The 16,428-nt window shown below is 64.7% G+C and carries 16 protein-coding genes; 13 read left to right on the top strand and 3 right to left on the bottom strand.

Features of this window, described 5'->3' with window-relative positions:
* Positions 1-40 precede the first annotated feature (40 nt).
* Complete coding sequence (gene yjiA, locus ACNFH5_RS23565; RefSeq protein ID WP_416750151.1) at positions 41-1,039, top strand: GTPase; 999 nt, start codon at positions 41-43, stop codon at positions 1,037-1,039.
* Positions 1,040-1,181: 142 nt separating this feature from the next.
* Here yjiA and ACNFH5_RS23560 read toward each other — a convergent pair whose 3' ends face one another.
* Positions 1,182-1,868, bottom strand: a complete 687-nt coding sequence (locus ACNFH5_RS23560; protein WP_416750149.1) for a GntR family transcriptional regulator — start codon at positions 1,866-1,868, stop codon at positions 1,182-1,184.
* 140 nt (positions 1,869-2,008) lie between these two features.
* On the opposite strand from ACNFH5_RS23560, the gene ACNFH5_RS23555 reads away from it, so the two are divergent.
* The 8 genes from ACNFH5_RS23555 (at position 2,009) to cysC (ending at position 10,173) form a co-directional block, all read left to right on the top strand.
* Positions 2,009-3,079, top strand: coding sequence for an ABC transporter ATP-binding protein (locus ACNFH5_RS23555; RefSeq protein WP_416750148.1), 1,071 nt, complete (start codon positions 2,009-2,011; stop codon positions 3,077-3,079).
* 2 nt (positions 3,080-3,081) lie between these two features.
* Positions 3,082-3,993 carry an ABC transporter permease gene (locus ACNFH5_RS23550; protein ID WP_171049504.1) on the top strand — a complete coding sequence of 304 codons (912 nt, stop codon included), beginning with the start codon at positions 3,082-3,084 and terminating at the stop codon, positions 3,991-3,993.
* Positions 3,990-4,781: an ABC transporter permease gene (locus ACNFH5_RS23545; RefSeq protein WP_416750147.1), complete on the top strand. Its 792-nt coding sequence runs from the start codon at positions 3,990-3,992 to the stop codon at positions 4,779-4,781. Before ACNFH5_RS23550 ends, ACNFH5_RS23545 begins: the two co-directional genes overlap by 4 nt.
* 49 nt (positions 4,782-4,830) lie before the next feature.
* Positions 4,831-5,883, top strand: coding sequence for an extracellular solute-binding protein (locus tag ACNFH5_RS23540; RefSeq protein WP_416750146.1), 1,053 nt, complete (start codon positions 4,831-4,833; stop codon positions 5,881-5,883).
* 133 nt (positions 5,884-6,016) lie between these two features.
* On the top strand, positions 6,017-7,216 hold the full coding sequence (locus tag ACNFH5_RS23535) for an amidohydrolase family protein (RefSeq protein ID WP_416750145.1): 1,200 nt from the start codon (positions 6,017-6,019) through the stop codon (positions 7,214-7,216).
* Positions 7,213-8,703 carry an amidohydrolase family protein gene (locus ACNFH5_RS23530; protein WP_416750144.1) on the top strand — a complete coding sequence of 497 codons (1,491 nt, stop codon included), beginning with the start codon at positions 7,213-7,215 and terminating at the stop codon, positions 8,701-8,703. The genes ACNFH5_RS23535 and ACNFH5_RS23530 overlap by 4 nt, the downstream gene beginning before the upstream one ends.
* 11 nt (positions 8,704-8,714) lie before the next feature.
* Positions 8,715-9,386: a flavin reductase family protein gene (locus tag ACNFH5_RS23525; protein WP_416750143.1), complete on the top strand. Its 672-nt coding sequence runs from the start codon at positions 8,715-8,717 to the stop codon at positions 9,384-9,386.
* A 193-nt stretch (positions 9,387-9,579) separates the two neighbouring features.
* Positions 9,580-10,173, top strand: a complete 594-nt coding sequence (gene cysC, locus ACNFH5_RS23520; protein ID WP_416750142.1) for an adenylyl-sulfate kinase — start codon at positions 9,580-9,582, stop codon at positions 10,171-10,173.
* 66 nt (positions 10,174-10,239) lie between these two features.
* Here the strand turns inward: cysC and ACNFH5_RS23515 are convergent, their stop codons facing one another.
* Positions 10,240-11,724, bottom strand: a complete 1,485-nt coding sequence (locus ACNFH5_RS23515; protein ID WP_416750140.1) for an APC family permease — start codon at positions 11,722-11,724, stop codon at positions 10,240-10,242.
* 131 nt (positions 11,725-11,855) lie between these two features.
* Positions 11,856-13,349, bottom strand: coding sequence for an aldehyde dehydrogenase (locus ACNFH5_RS23510; RefSeq protein WP_416750138.1), 1,494 nt, complete (start codon positions 13,347-13,349; stop codon positions 11,856-11,858).
* Between the two features lie 296 nt (positions 13,350-13,645).
* Here ACNFH5_RS23510 and ACNFH5_RS23505 point away from each other — a divergent pair, with 296 nt between their 5' ends.
* The 4 genes from ACNFH5_RS23505 (at position 13,646) to ACNFH5_RS23490 (ending at position 16,415) form a co-directional block, all read left to right on the top strand.
* Entirely contained in the window at positions 13,646-14,392 is a 747-nt protein-coding gene (locus ACNFH5_RS23505; protein WP_416750136.1) for a FadR/GntR family transcriptional regulator, read from the top strand.
* A 118-nt stretch (positions 14,393-14,510) separates the two neighbouring features.
* Entirely contained in the window at positions 14,511-15,266 is a 756-nt protein-coding gene (locus ACNFH5_RS23500; RefSeq protein WP_416750134.1) for a cache domain-containing protein, read from the top strand.
* Positions 15,267-15,327: 61 nt separating this feature from the next.
* Positions 15,328-15,999 carry a YceH family protein gene (locus ACNFH5_RS23495; RefSeq protein WP_416750133.1) on the top strand — a complete coding sequence of 224 codons (672 nt, stop codon included), beginning with the start codon at positions 15,328-15,330 and terminating at the stop codon, positions 15,997-15,999.
* A 113-nt stretch (positions 16,000-16,112) separates the two neighbouring features.
* Positions 16,113-16,415: a hypothetical protein gene (locus tag ACNFH5_RS23490; protein WP_416750132.1), complete on the top strand. Its 303-nt coding sequence runs from the start codon at positions 16,113-16,115 to the stop codon at positions 16,413-16,415.
* Positions 16,416-16,428: the final 13 nt, after the last annotated feature.

Genomic DNA, 16,428 nt, shown 5'->3' with positions numbered 1-16,428 from the left:
ATCGCGGCCCGTTTTCTTTTCCGATTGCCTGGATGTTCCCATGACCGATTCCGCAAGCGCACCGCAGATTCCGGTGACTGTCCTCACCGGCTTCCTCGGGGCCGGCAAGACCACCCTGCTCAAGCACATTCTCAAGGCCGAGCATGGCCTGAAGATCGCCGTAATCGAGAACGAGTTCAGCGAGACGCCCATCGACGCTCAATTGCTCGGCGACGAAGCGGTTCAGGTGACGACGCTGTCCAACGGCTGCGTCTGCTGCACCATCAATAGCGACCTTGAGCGCGCGCTCTACGTTCTGCTGGAGCGCCGCGACAGCGGCGAACTGGACTTCGACCGCGTGGTGATCGAGTGCACCGGCCTGGCCGACCCGGCCCCGGTGGCGCAGACCTTTTTCGTCGATGAAACCTTGCGCGAGCGCTACCTGCTCGACGGCATCATCACCCTGGTGGACGCTGCCAATGCCGACCGTCACCTGCAGGAGGCGATCGCCCAGGCCCAGGTCGGCTTCGGCGACCGTATCCTGGTGAGCAAGCGCGATCTGGTCTCGCCGGAACAGTACGATGCCCTGGTGGAGCGCCTGCAGCGTATCAACCGCCGCGCCGAGATCCATGCCGTGGAGCACGGCGCCATCGAGTTGGAGCGCCTGCTCGACGTGCGCGGCTTCAACCTTAACGCCGACGTTGGCCTGCGCCCGCTGCTGCGGCCGGTTCGCCCGGCGGCGGACACGACCGACCGCATCACCACCCTGGTGCTGCGCAGCGACCAGCCACTGGAAATCGAACGCCTCAGCGAGTTCATGGACGACCTGCTGCAATGGCACGGCAACTCGCTGCTGCGCTACAAGGGCGTGCTGAACATCGCCGGCGAGGAGCGCCGCCTGGTGTTCCAGGGCGTGCTGCGGCTCTATGGGTTCGACTGGGACACCGAGTGGAAGGGTAACGAGCAGCGCGAGAGCGTGATCGTCTTCATCGGTGACAACCTGCCCGAAGAGGAGATCCGCCGGGGTTTCGATCGCATCACGGGCGGCCCGACTGCCTGAATGCAAAACGCCCGGCAGATGCCGGGCGTTTTTTTGGCTCTTCGTAGGAGCGAGCTTGCTCGCGAACAGATGTCGGCTTATCGCATGGGGTCATGCGGTTCGCGAGCAAGCTCGCTCCTACACAAAAGCGGCGTGGCGTTACTCAGCCACCAATCAGGTGCTTGAGCGGGTGATAGTCCGCCTTCAGGTTGCCCGCCGCCTTGATGATCGCCTGTTCGATGGCGTTCAGGTGCATGCAGGTCAGTTCGATGGCCGCCGCCTGGTTGCCCGCCTCGATGTACTCGATCAGCCGCTGGTGCTCGTTGCCTCGGCAGGTTTCGTGCTGGTCGTCGTCCAGGGTGGTGGCGTAGAGCGAGGCGCGCTCGATCAGCTTGCGGAAGAAATCCAGCAGCACCGGGTTGCTCAGCGCTGCCGCCAGCTTGAGGTGGAACTCGCCCAGCAGATGAACGAAGCGCGCATGGTCCTGGTCGTGGGTTGCCTCTTCCAGCGCCACGTGGTCGCGCAGGTCCTGGATGATCGCGCTGTCCGCACGGCGGCAGAGTTCGCTGACGATGCCGATCTCGATCAGCCGCCGCGTTTCGAACAGCGAACGAATCTCCTCGTCGCTGGGTAAGGACACCCACGCACCCTTGTTGAGCGCGCTGGAAACCAGTCCATCCGCTTCCAGATGTTTCAGCGCCGCGCGCACCGAAGTGCGGCTGACCTTGAACAAATCCGCCAACGCCGCCTCACCGAGCTTCATGCCCGGGCGCAGGCTGCGCTTGCTGATCGCCTCGTAAACCCCTTGGTAGACGCGTTCCACCGTGGACTCGGGGTGTTTCTCCGTCATGGCCGACTCCGCCTCTTGCTTGACCCGTCAAAGGATGCCGCAAAACCGTCCGTGCAAAACCAGTTGCAGAAGAAAAATACATCAGCTATTTCTAGATTGCATTCAAATATTGCATACAAAAACAAGAGGAATGCACCAAAATGAATCACTCGTCGTCAGTCGAGGTGCGTCGGGTCAGCAAGCGCTACACCGATGATCCCAACGTCGCTCCCGCCCTCAACGAAGTGTCGGTCGACATTGCCCATAACGAGTTCTTCACCCTGCTGGGGCCTTCCGGCTGCGGCAAGACCACGCTGCTGCGCAGCATCGCCGGGTTCGAGAACGTCACCTCCGGCGACATCCTCGTCGGCGGCGAGCGGGTCAACGACCTGCCTCCGTACCGCCGCCGTATCAACACCGTGTTCCAGAGCTATGCGCTGTTCCCGCACATGTCGGTGAGCGAGAACATCGCCTTCGGCCTTGAAATGCAGGGCCTGGCGCGTGGCGAGATTCCGGCCCGCGTAAAGGAAATGCTCGCACTGGTGCAGATGGAACACCTCGCTCGGCGCAAGCCAGCCGAGCTCTCTGGTGGCCAGCAACAACGCGTGGCCCTGGCCCGCGCGTTGGCGCCCAAGCCTTCGGTCCTGCTGCTCGACGAACCGCTGTCCGCGCTGGACCTGAAGCTGCGCAAGGAAATGCAGGTCGAACTCAAGCGCGTGCAGGAAGAGGCGGGCATCACCTTCATCTTCGTCACCCACGACCAGGAAGAAGCGCTGACCCTGTCCGACCGCATCGCCGTGATGTCCCACGGCAACATCATGCAGATCGGCACGCCCAACGAGATCTACGAACGCCCGACCCATCGCTTCGTCGCGCAGTTCATCGGCGACATCAACTTCCTTCCCGGACAGATGCGCCAGGGCGGCTTCCACCCCAACGCCATGGCGGCGGAGATCCCCTGCGAGCTGCCGGCCGGCCTGAGCAGCGCCAGCGTGCAATTGGCTTTCCGCCCGGAGCGCTCGAAGCTGGTCGACCCGTCGCAGCCGCACCACCTGCGCGCGGTGATCGAGACGGTGATGTACGTCGGCACCGCCACGCTGTATCGCTGCCGCCTGCCCGATGCCTCGCAGATCACCCTGCGCGAGAGCAACGAGGGCGGCCGCGCCCGTGACGTTGGCGAGGCCGTGGCGGTGCATCTGCCGCCCCAGGCCTGCCTGCTGATGGAGGCCTGAGCATGAAGGAGTCGCCCACTACCCGACGCCTGTTGCTGCTGAGCCCCGTGGCGCTGACGCTGCTCGGGCTGATCGCCATCCCGCTGGCGATCATGGGTTACATCAGCCTGCTGCCGCGCAACCTCTATGGCGGCGTCGACTGGCACGCCGACTGGCAGATCCAGAGCTACGTGCAGCTGTTCTTCCAGGAAGACTTCGACGGCAACCTGGAGCTGAACTGGGTCTACGCCCAGGCGCTGCTGCGCTCGCTGTTCCAGGCCGGCGGCACCACGCTGCTGTGCTTCCTCTTCGGCTTCCCGGTGGCGCTGTGGATGACCAGCCTGAGCGAGCGCTCGCGCAACCTCATGGTGCTGCTGATCACCATCCCGTTCTGGACCAACCTGCTGATCCGCAACTACGCCTGGCTGATCATCCTGCGCGAGCACGGCTGGATCGCCCAGACGGTCAACGCGCTGTTTCCCCAGGCCGGCGGCATCACCTTGCTCTACAACGACTTCGCGGTCTGCGTGGGGCTGGTCTACAGCTTCCTGCCGTTCATGATCCTGCCGATCTACTCGACCCTGGAGAAGCTCGACTGGCGCCTCGTCGAGGCCGCCTACGACCTGGGCGCCAACCGCTGGAAGGCGTTGCGTCGGGTGATCCTGCCGCTGTCCATGCCCGGTGTGATCGCCGGCTCCCTGCTGGTGTTCGTGCCGAGCCTGGGCGCCTTCATCACCCCCGCCATCCTCGGCGGCGGCAAGACGCTGATGATCGGCAACCTGATCCAGCAACAGTTCGGCACTGCGCGTAACTGGCCGCTGGGCGGCTCGCTGTCGTTCCTGCTGCTGGCGATCATGCTGCTCGCGCTGATCGCGTTCGCCCTGTATAGCCGCCGCGCCGCCAAGGCCGTCCACCTGGGAGGAGCCAACGCATGATCGCCCAGCACCTGAAGAAACTCCCCGGCACCCGCGAGACCAGCCTGCTGGTGCTGGCGTACCTGTATCTGCCGATCTTCGTGTTGATCGCCTACAGCTTCAACGCCAACCGCTCGGCCACGGTGTGGACCGAGTTCTCCTTCGCCTGGTACGGCAAGATCGTCGCCAACCCGTCGATCCAGGCGGCGGCGTTCAACTCGCTGGTGGTCGCCGGATTCGCGACCGTGCTGTCCACGGCGATCGCCCTGGCGGCGGCTCTGGCGACCTCGCGGCCGTTCTACGGACGGCGGATGGTGGAGGGCGGCATCAACCTGCCGTTGATCCTGCCGGAGATCGTCATCGCGGTAGCCACGCTGCTGCTGTTCATGTCGCTGGGCATCAAGCTTGGCTTGCTGACGGTGATCGTCGCCCACGTCGGCTTCTGTATTCCCTTCGCCTACCTGCCGATCCGCGCGCGCCTGAACGACCTCGACAAGAGCCTGCTGGAAGCCGCCGGCGATCTGTACGCCAGCCCTTACCAGGTGTTCCGCCGGGTGACCCTGCCGCTGCTGTGGCCGGCGGTGCTGTCCGGCGCCGTGCTGGCGTTCGTGGTCAGCCTCGACGATTTCATCATGACCTTCTTCGTTGCCGGCCCCGGCTCGACGACGCTGCCGGTCTACATCTTCTCGGCCATCAAGGCCGGGGTAACGCCCGAGATCAACGCCATCTCGACGCTCATGCTGGTGATTTCCATCGTCCTCGTGGTGTTGTCGTACTGGCTCGGCCAGCGCGGCAAACCGGACGCCTGATCAAGACTGCCAACCTTTCGTTTTCTGACCTTTCGTTTCGGAGAGCCACATGAAGTTGAATGCCCTGCGTCACGGCCTTGCCGGTTTGTCCCTTGCTCTGCTGGCGGCGGGCGCCGCCCAGGCCGAGGAGCCCAAGCAGTTGTTCTTCTACAACTGGACTGACTATTACCCGGTCGAGCTGCTGGCCAAGTTCGAGAAGGAGACCGGCATCAAGGTCACCATGGACGGCTACGACAGCAACGAAACCCTGCTGGCAAAACTGCAGGCCGGCGGCGCCGCGTACGACGTGATCGTGCCGTCGCACTCGATCATGCAGACGCTGATCAAGCAGGACCTGCTGCGGGAAATCGACACGCCATCCCTGGCCAACTTCCAGTACGTGAAGCCTGCCTTTCGCGACCCGGCCTTCGATCCGGGGCGCAAGTACTCGGCTCCTTACCTGTGGGGCACCACGGGCTTCTCCTACGACAGCGCACGGGTGCCGGGCGGCAAGCTGGACGATTCGTGGAAGGAGTTCTTCGAGCCGCGTCCGGAGCTGCAGGGCCAGGTCGCCGCGCTGGATACGCCGAGCAGCCTGATCAACGCTGCCGCGCATTATCTGAACGTCGACGAGTGCACCGAGAACCCGCAGGACGCCAAGAAGATCCTCGAGTTGCTGCAGAAGCAGAAACCCTTCCTGAAGATGTACAGCTCGGACAACACGGTGGACCGCATGGCCTCCGGCGAAGTGGTGCTGATGCAGAACTGGAACGGCTCCACCGCCCGCGCCACCCTGCAGAAGAGCACCATCAAGTACGTCTACCCGCGCGAAGGCGTGGCGTCCTTCCAGGACAACTTTGCCGTGCCGAAAAGCGCGCCGCATCCGGAGAACGCCAAGGTCTTCATCAACTGGATGATGAAACCGGAAAACGCCGCCGTGGTGACCAACGCCATCGCCTATTCCAATGGCATCCAGACCGACCAGTTGCTCGACGCCAAGTGGAAGGTCATGGACGCCATCAACATGCCCGAGGAGTACGCACAGCGGCTGCGCCTGGAAAAGGAATGCAGCAACAAGTCCCGCGAGCTGCAGGACCGCATCTGGTCCAAGCTCAAGGGCTGACGACTCGCTTTTGCTTCTCGTAGGAGCGAGCTTGCTCGCGAACGCCTGACGCCGTTAGCAGGGCGAAATCCGTTCGCGAGCAAGCTCGCTCCTACAAAAAGAATATCGATCCAATTTTCTGTTTGAGGTCCCCATGACCGACAGCTACTGGCTGCGCAACATCCGTCCGCTGGGCAATGCAGCGGAAGACTTCCTCATCCGTGACGGCCGCATTTCCGAACGCCGCCCGGCCAGCGGCGCCGCCATCGAATCGAGCGATTTCGACGGTGCCGGTCAGCTCCTGCTGCCGCCACTGGTAGAGAGCCATTGCCACCTGGACAAGACCCTCTGGGGCCAACCCTGGCGGCCCAACAGCGCCGGCCCCACGCTCAAGGACTACATTGCCAACGAGCGCCGCGTGCTGCGCGAGATCGAAGCGCCGATTGCCGAGCGTGCCGGTGCGCTGCTGGAGCAATGCATCGCCCGTGGCTCGCTGACCTTCCGTTGCCACGTGGACATCGACCCCGAGTTGGGCCTGCGCCATGTGGTCGCCATGCAGGCGCTGCGCGAACGTTACGCCGACCTGATCGACATGCAGTTCGTGGTCTTTCCGCAGACTGGCCTGGTCAGCCGCCCCGGCACCGCCGAGCTGATGCGCGAGGCGATGACGCTGGGCGTGGAAAACGTCGGCGGCCTGGACCCTTGTGGCATCGACGATGATCCCATCGCGCAGTTGGATATCGTCTTCGGCCTCGCGGTGGAATTCGGCCGTGGCGTTGATATCCACCTGCACGACAAGGGTGAGTTGGGCCTCTGGCAGATCGCCCGTATCGCCGATTACACCGAGCGGCATGGCCTGCAGGGCAAGGTGATGATCAGCCACGCCTACTGCCTGGGCATGGCGCCCTGGGAGCAGGTCGAGCCGCTGGCCGAACGACTCTCCGAGCTGGGCATTTCCCTGATGAGCTCCGCCCCGGCCGATACCCCGGTGCCGCCGTTCCTCGCCCTGCGCGAAGCCGGCGTGAACCTGTGCCTGGGCAGCGACGGCATCCGCGATGCCTGGTCGCCCATGGGCAACGGCGACATGCTCGAACGCGCCATGTTCCTTGCCTTCCGCTTCGATCTGTGCAAGGACGACGACCTTGCCGCCGCTTTCGCCGCGGCCACTGCTAACGGTGCTCGCGCGCTGGGCCGGGAGCCGGCGCGTATCGATGTCGGCGCGCCAGCGGACTTCCTCCTGCTGCCGGTCGAAACCCTCGGCGAGGCCGTGGTCGCGCGCCCGGCGCAGCGCCAGGTGTTCAAGGCCGGCAGGCTGATTGCCGAGCATGGTCGCCTGCTGGAGTCGCGTTTGTGAGCACGCCGCGCATCGGTCTGAAAGCCAGCTTCGTGGTCGGCTTCGACGGCACGCAGCACGTGCTCTGGCGTCATGGTGAGGTGGTGTTCGAGGGCGGGAAAATCCTCTTCGTCGGTCGCGGCTTTCCCGGTGAAGTGAATCAGTGGATCGACTACGGCCACGCGCTGATCGGCCCCGGCTTCATCGACCTCGATGCCCTCGGCGATCTCGATTCAACGGTGCTCACCCTGGATAACGGCGCTGAATGGAACATGGGGCGCGTCTGGTCCGAGGAATACCTGCGCGCTGGCCCGAACGAGTGCTACAGCGCGGAGGAGGAGCTGTTCAAGTACCGCTACGCCTTCACCCAGCTGATCCGCAACGGCATCACCACTGCCATGCCGATCACCTCCATGTACTACCGGCGCTGGGCTGAGCATTACGACGAATTTGCCGGAGTCGCCGCGCTGTCCGGCGAGCTGGGCCTGCGCACCTATCTGGGTCCCTGCTACATGAGCGGCATGACCTACGCCCGCGCTGACGGCAGCGCCGCGCAGCACTGGGATGAAGCTGCCGGCCTTGCCGGGCTGCGCGAAGCCGAGCGCTTCTTCCGCGACTACGACGGCGCACACAACGGGCTGGTGCGCGGCGCGCTGCTGCCCGACCGCATCGAAACCTGCACGCCCGCGTTGCTGGAGCGCACTGCCGCCGTCCAGAACGAACTGAACGCGCCGCTGCGCCTGCACTGCTGCCAGTCGCGCTACGAAGTGGAGCTGGTGCGTCGCCTGCGCGACACGTCTTCGCTGCAATGGCTGGACAGCTACGGCCTGCTCAATCCGCGCAGCGTGCTGCCCCACGGGATCCTGCACAGTGGCGAGCATGAGCTGCAGCGCCTCGCCGACACCGGCGCGAGCCTGGTGCATTGCCCCGTGGTGTTCGCCCGCGAAGGCGATGCGCTGGACTCCTTCGGTGCCTACCGCGCGCGGGGCATCAACCTCGCCATGGGGACTGACACCTTCCCGGCGGACATGCTCGACAACCTGCGCCAGGGTCTGAACATCGCGCGGGTGCAGGAAGGCGATGCCGAGCACACGCGCATGCTCGACCTCTACAACGCCGCGACACTCGGCGGCGCCCAGGCGCTGGGCCGCGACGATCTCGGCCGCCTTGCCGTCGGCGCCCGCGCAGACATCACGGTGTTTCGCCTCGGTGCCTTCCACCAGGGCCCGTTCTTCGACCCGCTGAAGAACCTGTTCACCGCTGGCCGCGGCGACGACTGCATCGCCAGCTTCATCGACGGCCGCAGCGTGATGCAGGACGGCCAGGTGATCGGCGTCGATTACGCCGACCTTCAGCGCCGCGCCGACGCACTGTTCCAGAAGCAGATGCAGCACCACGCCGAGCGTGCCTTCGGCAACCCGCCGTGGCGCACGTTGTTCCGTTCAGCGATTCCCTTTGCCGATTCGTACAGCGCCGCCGCGCCGCTGCTCGACGCGCCGACTCATTGAAGGACCATCCCATGCTCAGCTTCGACTTCCAGCAGCTGTCCGCCCGCGAGAAATACAAAATTCTTATCGGCAGCGTGGTGCCACGGCCCATCGCCCTGGTCACCACCATCGATGCCGACGGTCGCGCCAATGCCGCGCCCTTCAGCTTCTTCAACGCCCTCTCGGCCGACCCGCCAATCCTCGCCCTGGGCGTGGAGAACTACAGCGACCTGAGCCCCAAGGACACCACGCTGAACATCCGGCAGAACCAGGAATTCACCGTGAACATCGTCTCCGATGCGCTGGTGGAAGCCATGAATGTCTGCGCCGTGCCCTTCGAGCCAGGTTTCGACGAACTGGTCGCCGCTGGTCTCACCGCCATCCCCGGCTCCCGCGTCGGCTGCCCGCGCATCGGCGAGGCGCCGGTGGCGCTGGAGTGCAGGCGAATGATGGCGCTGTCCATTGGCCAGTCGCGGGAGATCATTCTCGGCGAAGTCCTGATGGCCCACGTGCGCGACGACCTGATCGACCCGGCCACGCTCTACATCGACCAGCTCGGCCTCGATGCCATTGGCCGCATGGGCGGGCATGGTTATGCACGCACTCGGGAGTACTTCGACCTGCCGACGCGCTCGCTGAAGCAGTGGATGGAAGCGCCGGGAGCGGGGGAGCGGCTTTGGACGGCGAGCACTGAGCCGGCATGATTCACGTCCAGGCCTTGCTGGGGAGGCCGGCAGTCCCGACTGCAGGCCACGCGTTGACCCAGGGTATTGCATACGACACTCTTGCCCCGTCTTCCCTCTCGGAAGTTTCCGCCCAAAAATGGCGTAAGTAGCGAATTGGAAACGCCGACTGCTTTCGACAGCCTGCTCGTTTCATCGGTGCGAGAGAATAATAATGTCCACAGGGCCCGGCTCTGATGTGCGTTGGCATGATCAGAAAGTCACGACACAAATGCGCGTCGAAGCCATGCGGCAGCGCGGTGGCTGCATCTGGTTCACGGGGTTGTCGGGCGCGGGGAAATCCACCCTGGCCAATGCGCTGGATGTGGCGCTGCACGCAGCCGGTACCAAGACCTACCTGCTTGACGGCGACAACCTGCGCCACGGGCTTTGCCGCGACCTGGGCATGAGCGAAGCCGATCGCGTGGAGAACATCCGTCGCGTAGGCGAGGTGGCCAAGCTTATGGCTGATGCGGGATTGCTGGTGCTATGTGCGTTCATCTCGCCATACCGGCGTGACCGTGATCGCCTGCGGGAGCAGTTCGCACCGGGAGCCTTTGTCGAGGTCCATGTCGCCACGCCCCTGGACTCCTGCGAGGAGCGCGACCCCAAGGGCTTGTACCGCAAGGCCCGACAGGGGCTGATCCGCGACTTCACCGGGTTGGACTCGCCCTATGAGGCACCGCTGGCGCCGGAGCTGGTCATCGATACCAGCCGGGAACCTCTGGATTCCTCTCTGCAGCGATTGCTGGTGTTCTGTGGTCGATGAGCTCCTGCTGAACTTCAATGAAAAACGCCCGGCATCCTGCCGGGCGTTTCCGTTTCACTTCATCACTTATTGCTGATGCAGCTTCCACGCATCCCCGTGGGGGGCGGTGCCCTTGTCGTAGGGACGGAACAGGGTCATGTAGGCCAGGCCCAGCACGATCACGATGCCGCCCACCAGGATGATCCCGTAGTTCAGGTACCAGGGGGCATCCGGAGTACGCGGCCAGGACATGTTGATGATCGCCAGCACGCCGTAGGTCAGCGCCAGGATGTTCACGATCCATCCCCAGTTGCCCAGGGTGAAGGCGCCGCTCGGTTTCCACCCGCGCAGGCGCGCGAACAGGGCGCCGCCGACGATCATCTGGAACGACAGGTAGATGCCGATGGCGGCGAAGCTCACCACCATGGCAATGGCGTTCTGCAGATAGAAGCCGGCGCAGACGATTACGGACGGGATCACACCACAGGCGATCAGCGCGGCGACCGGTACGTGGGTATTGGGCGACAGGCGCTTGAGCAGGCCGCTGCCCATCACCATCTCGTCGCGGGCGTAGGAGTACAGCAGGCGGCTGGCGGCAGCCTGAAGGCTGAGTACGCAGGAGACGAACGAGACGATGATCACCGCCATCACCAGGCGCGCACCGGTCACGCCGAAGGCGTTGTCGAGGATGGTGGTCATCGGGTCCTTGTCGGCGCCGGAGATCACCGCCTGCATGTCCGGTACCGCGAGGATCAGCGCCAGGGCAGCGAAGATGGCTGCGCCGCCGCCGATCCAGATGGTCATGCGCATGGCCTTGGGAATGCGCCGGCTGGGGTTCGGAGTTTCCTCGGCGACGTCACCGCAGGCCTCGAAGCCGTAGTAGAGGAACATCCCGGCCAGCGAGGCGGTCAGGAAGGCAGGCCAGTAGCTGCCGTCGATACGGATATCGAAGGTGTTGAACAGTACCGAGAACGGCTGGTGGCGTTCGAAGATCAGCAGGTAGGTGCCAATTACCAATGCGCCGAGCAGCTCGCAGATGAAACCGAACATCGCCACGCGGGCCAGCAGCTTGGTGCCGGAGAGATTGAGCAGGGTGGCGATCACCGTCAGCGCCAGGGCGACCAGGGTGTTGGTCACCGGCGTGGATTCGAAGCCGAGCAACGTGGCGATGTACGGCCCTGCGCCCAGGGCCACGGCGGCGATGGTCACGCACAGCGAGACGGAGTAGATCCAGCCGACCATCCAGGCCCAGCGCTTGCCCACCAGGCGTCGCGCCCAGGGATACACGCCGCCGGAGATGGGGAACTGCGAAACCACTTCGCAGAAGATCAGGCATACCAGCATCTGCCCGATGCCTACCAGCAGGTAGGACCAGAACATCGGCGGGCCGCCGGCGGCCAGGCACAGGCCGAACAGGGTGTACACGCCGACCACCGGCGAGAGGTAGGTGAAGCCCAGGGCGAAGTTCTGCCAGAGGGTCATGCTGCGTTCGAAATTGGAGGTGTAGCCCAGCGCGCGGAGTTGCTCCGCGTCGCGGTCCAGGGCGGCGCCTGGCTGGATCGAGCTGTTCATCGTGGGTTTCCTGTCTGAGGTTTTCGCGTCGGCAGCCAATCGGGTGCAACGGAAAGCGTTGTTGTTATTGTTCGGCGCGCGGGGTCAGCCGCGCGCCGTCTTGCTCCAAACCTCTCGTCTACTGGATCGCGTTACAGCTTGATCCAGGTGGCCTTCAACTCGGTGTACTTGTCGAAGGCGTGCAGCGACTTGTCGCGACCGTTGCCCGACTGCTTGAAACCGCCGAAGGGCGCGGTCATGTCGCCGCCGTCGTACATGTTCACCCACACGCTGCCGGCGCGCAGGGCGCGGGCGGTGAGGTGGGCCTTGGAGATGTCGCGGGTCCAGACCGCCGCCGCCAGCCCGTACTGAGTGTCGTTGGCGATGCGGATCGCCTCCTCGGCATCCTCGAACTCGATGACCGAGAGCACCGGGCCGAAGATTTCCTCGCGGGCGATCTTCATTGCGTTGCTCACGCCGTCGAACAGGGTCGGCTCGACGTAGGTGCCGCCGGTTTCCTCCAGCACGCGCTTGCCGCCGGTGAGTATCTTCGCGCCTTCGTCCTGGCCGGCCTGGATGTAGCCCAGCACCTGCTCCAGCTGGCGGCCGTCGACCAGGGCGCCGACGTTGGTTTCCGGGTCCAGCGGGTGGCCGGCTTTCCAGCCCTTGAGCGCCTCGACCACCAGCGGCAGGAATTTCGCCTTGATCGACTTCTGCACCAGCAGGCGCGAGCCGGCGGTGCACACTTCGCCCTGGTTGAAGGCGATGGCGGCGGCAGCGGATTCGGCGGCGGCCTGCAGGTCCGGGGCATCCTCGAAGACGATGTTCGGGCTCTTGCCGCCGGCTTCCAGCCAGACGCGCTTCATGTTCGATTCGCCGGCATAGACCATCAGTTGCTTGGCGATCCTGGTGGAGCCGGTGAACACCGCGGTATCGACGTCCATGTGCAGCGCGAGTGCCTTGCCGACGGTGTGGCCGTAGCCGGGCAGCACGTTCAGCACGCCGGCGGGAATGCCTGCGTCCAACGCAAGCTGGGCGATGCGGATAGCGGTCAGCGGCGAGCGCTCCGAGGGCTTCAAGATCACCGAGTTGCCGGTGGCCAGCGCCGGGCCGAGTTTCCAGGCGGCCATCATCAGCGGGAAGTTCCACGGCACGATGGCGGCGACCACGCCTACCGGCTCGCGAGTGACCAGGCCGAGCTGATCATGGGAGGTAGCGGCCACTTCGTCGTAGACCTTGTCGATGGCCTCGCCACTCCAGCGCAGCGAATCAGCGGCGCCTGGCAGGTCGACGTTCAGCGAGTCGCCGATGGGCTTGCCCATGTCCAGGGTTTCCAGCAGCGCCAGTTCCTCGGCGTGCTCTTCCAGCAGCGCGGCGAAGCGGATCATCACGGCCTTGCGGGTGGCCGGCGCTTCACGCGACCAGACGCCGGAATCGAAGGTGGCGCGGGCGCTCTGCACGGCGCGCTCGGCATCGGCTTCATCGCAACTGGCAACCTTGGCCAGCAGACGTCCGTCCACCGGGCTGATGCAATCGAAGGTTTCGCCGGAAGCGGCGGCAAGGTACTCGCCCTGGATGAAGGCGCGGCCTTCGATTTTCAGGGCCTTGGCGCGGGCTTCCCATTCGGCGCGGGTTGGCTGGCTCATGCGTATCGCTCCTCGTTCTTGCTGTTGTTGGCGGAGACGGCCTGCGGACCGTCGCTGGCAAATACATTTGAAACCATATCTTATGTTTTTGCGGTTGCCAATACGGGGCGAAAAATGAGCATTTGAAAGGGGTTTTCGTGGTAAAAGACCTTGCTGAAAGTCCTGAAAGCGATTTAAAAATATGGAGACATAGTTTTGCGCGAAGCCGCAGCCGGGCTTGCCGGTAGACTTCGCCATCCTCTCCAGAACAGGAATATTCCGCGCTGGAAGCGTCCTCGCCCCGCGCATTGCTGCCTATGAACGAATTCAGGAAAGTCCGCCCCGCCAGCTTCATGCGTCTGCGCCAGGAAGGTCGCACCGAGGAAGTCGCGCGCCGGCTGGTGGAGATGGTCGACCTCGGCCTCTACGCCGAAGGCGAGCAGTTGCCCAGTGAAAGCGAGTTGGCGATGCAGTTCGGCGTCGCCACCGTGACCCTGCGCGATGCACTGGCGGAGTTGCGCGAGCGTGGTGTGATCGAGACGCGACGCGGGCGCAATGGCGGCAGTTTCGTCTGCTCGCCGCAGCACACCTCCGAGGATGCCCTATTGGGGCAGCTGCGCCAGATGAGTGCGTTGGAGCTGCGTGACCTGGGCGATGAGCATGTCGCTATCGCCGGTGCCGCCGCACGCCTGGCGGCGCAACGTTCCACCGCCGATGAGCAGGCGCGCATCGCCCAGTACCTCGATGCCTTGGCAAGTGCCACCACGCGGCAGGAGCAGCGCCGTGCCGATGCGCGTTTCCACATAGAGATCGCCGTGGCGGCCCAGTCCGTGCGCCTCACCCACGCCGAGACGCGCCTGCAGGCGGAGATCGGCGAGTGGCTGTGGCTGCCGGTGGACGGCTTCCCGGGTGCGGCGATCATCGAGCAGGAGCACCGAGCCATGCTCGAAGCGATCAGCGCTGGCGACTCGAATCTCGCCGGCGCGCTGGCCGAAGCCCACGTCACCCGCGGCATCAAGCGTCTGATCAACCTGCGCCTGAGCCTGCTCGCCGACGACGGCTGACTGGCACAGCGCTTGCTGCTTTCACCGCGCGCTCGGACGGGCGCGCGCAATGACTCACCGAACCGACTTAGCGGGCCGCTCTGGCTCGATAGATAACGAGAACAGCGAGGCCCCGGTCATGTCCAGCGAGCAATCCACGGATGAACTCCAGCACTGCGCCCAGCGCATAGACGCTTCCATCCGTAACGTTTTCCAGCGCCTCGACGAGCTGGCGGGCGAAGTCGTGGCGATCTGGCGCTCGCTGGCGGAGGAGGGCAAGCGTCCTTCCTCGAAGGATCTGGGCGCGCTGCGCCCGCGCATCCAGCACGACCTCACCGATGACGGCACGCGCCTGCACGGCACCGGCGTGGTGATCGAGCCGGGCGAGCTGGCCGACCAGGAGATGTACCTGGAGTGGTGGTACCACGGCCGCGGCGACAAGGTTGTCCCCATGAGCCTGAACTTCAACCGCCGCAGCGAGAGCTTCTACAACTACCTCAACATGCCCTGGTTCTCGCGCCCGCGCGCGAGTGGCCAACCCTCGGTGGTCGGCCCCTTCGTCGATCTCTACGGCACCGACCTGTACATCCTCGCCTTCTCCGTGCCGATCCAGGTGGACGGCCGCTTCATTGGCGTGGCCGCCGCCGACATCGCCCTGCACGAGTTCGAGGGCGTGCTGCTGGGCAGTCTGATGCAGATGGGCCATGAGGCCCTGGTGGTCAACGGTGAAGGTCGCGTAGTGGCCGCCAACACCGCCAACTGGTTCACCGGCGACCTCGCCCGACGCACGCTCGGACGTGATGCACAGGAGCGCGAACAGGAGCTGGCGGCGTCCTTCTCGCACTGGGCGGTCATTGAACGACCGCTGAATCGCCGGCTGGCAGGCGCTGCCTGAGGCTGCCAAATACGGCGTAAACGGCTAGGCTAGGGCGGTTCCCAACTTGACGGAAACCGCCATGAGCCAGTCGCTCGACACACTGCCCGACTTCGAACCGCTGAGCGCCGTGGATGCTCGCGTGCTCGGATGCCTGATCGAAAAGCAGCTCACCACGCCCGAAGCCTATCCGCTGACCTTGAATTCCCTGGTCACCGCCTGCAACCAGAAGACCAGCCGCGACCCGGTCATGAACATCACCCCCGGCCAGGTCGGCCAATCCCTGCGCCATCTGGAAGGCCGCGAGATGACCCGCCTGGTCATGGGCAGCCGCGCCGATCGCTGGGAGCAGCGCCTGGACAAGGCGCTGGAGCTGGTCAAGCCGCAGGTCATCCTGCTCGGCCTGCTGTTCCTGCGGGGCCCGCAGACCCTCAACGAACTGCTCACCCGCAGCCAGCGCATGCACGACTTCGACGACACCGAAGAAGTCCGCCACCAACTCGAACGCCTCGCCGGCCGTGGCATGGCCGTGCAATTGGAGCGCCAGGCAGGTCAGCGCGAAGACCGCTACATGCACCTGCTGGGCACCGAGGAAGACCGCGCGGCCGCCATCGCCGCCAGCGGTAGCCGTGCCTCCAGCGAACGCAGCGACGGCGGCGGCCACGACGAAGGCCGCCTGGTCGAGCTGGAAGGCCGCATCGCCGCTCTGGAAGAACGCCTTGCACTGCTGGAGCTTGGGCTTCCGCGCGACTGAATCGGAAGATTCCCCTGACAGGCTGATCCAGGTCAGTCTGTCAGGCCGCTAATCCCGCGTTAACATTTGCACCCGATAGTCATGCTTGACCCCGCTTTACCCTGGAGCGCCCCATGCGTCGTAAACCCTCCCAGGCCCAGCTGACCGCCGTGCTCAGCCAGCTTACGGAAAGCGACTTCAAATCCATCGCTGATCTGACCGGCCCGCGCGAAGCCAACCTCTTCGCCATCCGCGAACTGTTCCGTCAGGGGCTGATCAAGGGCGTGCTGATCGATGATCCGTTCGGCGCCGAAGACGACGACGGCCCGCTGCTCTGCAACGCGGAGCGACTGCGCTTGTGCAAACCATGCGTGGAAATGGTGGTGCAAGAGCAGGCCGAACCGCTGATGCCGCGGCTGGGCTTCCTGACGCTCTAGCCAAATCGCAGGC

The sequence above is a fragment of the Pseudomonas sp. NY15435 genome (assembly GCF_048068295.1).
GTDB lineage: Bacteria > Pseudomonadota > Gammaproteobacteria > Pseudomonadales > Pseudomonadaceae > Pseudomonas.
Note: the sequence above shows the minus strand (reverse complement) of the source record. Positions and strands in the feature narration are given on the sequence as shown.

Coding starts and splice junctions, on each gene's coding strand:
- yjiA (WP_416750151.1), top strand. CDS start 41: ATGACCGATTCCGCAAGCGCACCGCAGATTCCGGTGACTGTCCTCACC.
- ACNFH5_RS23560 (WP_416750149.1), bottom strand. CDS start 1,868: ATGACGGAGAAACACCCCGAGTCCACGGTGGAACGCGTCTACCAAGGG.
- ACNFH5_RS23555 (WP_416750148.1), top strand. CDS start 2,009: ATGAATCACTCGTCGTCAGTCGAGGTGCGTCGGGTCAGCAAGCGCTAC.
- ACNFH5_RS23550 (WP_171049504.1), top strand. CDS start 3,082: ATGAAGGAGTCGCCCACTACCCGACGCCTGTTGCTGCTGAGCCCCGTG.
- ACNFH5_RS23545 (WP_416750147.1), top strand. CDS start 3,990: ATGATCGCCCAGCACCTGAAGAAACTCCCCGGCACCCGCGAGACCAGC.
- ACNFH5_RS23540 (WP_416750146.1), top strand. CDS start 4,831: ATGAAGTTGAATGCCCTGCGTCACGGCCTTGCCGGTTTGTCCCTTGCT.
- ACNFH5_RS23535 (WP_416750145.1), top strand. CDS start 6,017: ATGACCGACAGCTACTGGCTGCGCAACATCCGTCCGCTGGGCAATGCA.
- ACNFH5_RS23525 (WP_416750143.1), top strand. CDS start 8,715: ATGCTCAGCTTCGACTTCCAGCAGCTGTCCGCCCGCGAGAAATACAAA.
- cysC (WP_416750142.1), top strand. CDS start 9,580: ATGTCCACAGGGCCCGGCTCTGATGTGCGTTGGCATGATCAGAAAGTC.
- ACNFH5_RS23515 (WP_416750140.1), bottom strand. CDS start 11,724: ATGAACAGCTCGATCCAGCCAGGCGCCGCCCTGGACCGCGACGCGGAG.
- ACNFH5_RS23510 (WP_416750138.1), bottom strand. CDS start 13,349: ATGAGCCAGCCAACCCGCGCCGAATGGGAAGCCCGCGCCAAGGCCCTG.
- ACNFH5_RS23505 (WP_416750136.1), top strand. CDS start 13,646: ATGAACGAATTCAGGAAAGTCCGCCCCGCCAGCTTCATGCGTCTGCGC.
- ACNFH5_RS23500 (WP_416750134.1), top strand. CDS start 14,511: ATGTCCAGCGAGCAATCCACGGATGAACTCCAGCACTGCGCCCAGCGC.
- ACNFH5_RS23495 (WP_416750133.1), top strand. CDS start 15,328: ATGAGCCAGTCGCTCGACACACTGCCCGACTTCGAACCGCTGAGCGCC.
- ACNFH5_RS23490 (WP_416750132.1), top strand. CDS start 16,113: ATGCGTCGTAAACCCTCCCAGGCCCAGCTGACCGCCGTGCTCAGCCAG.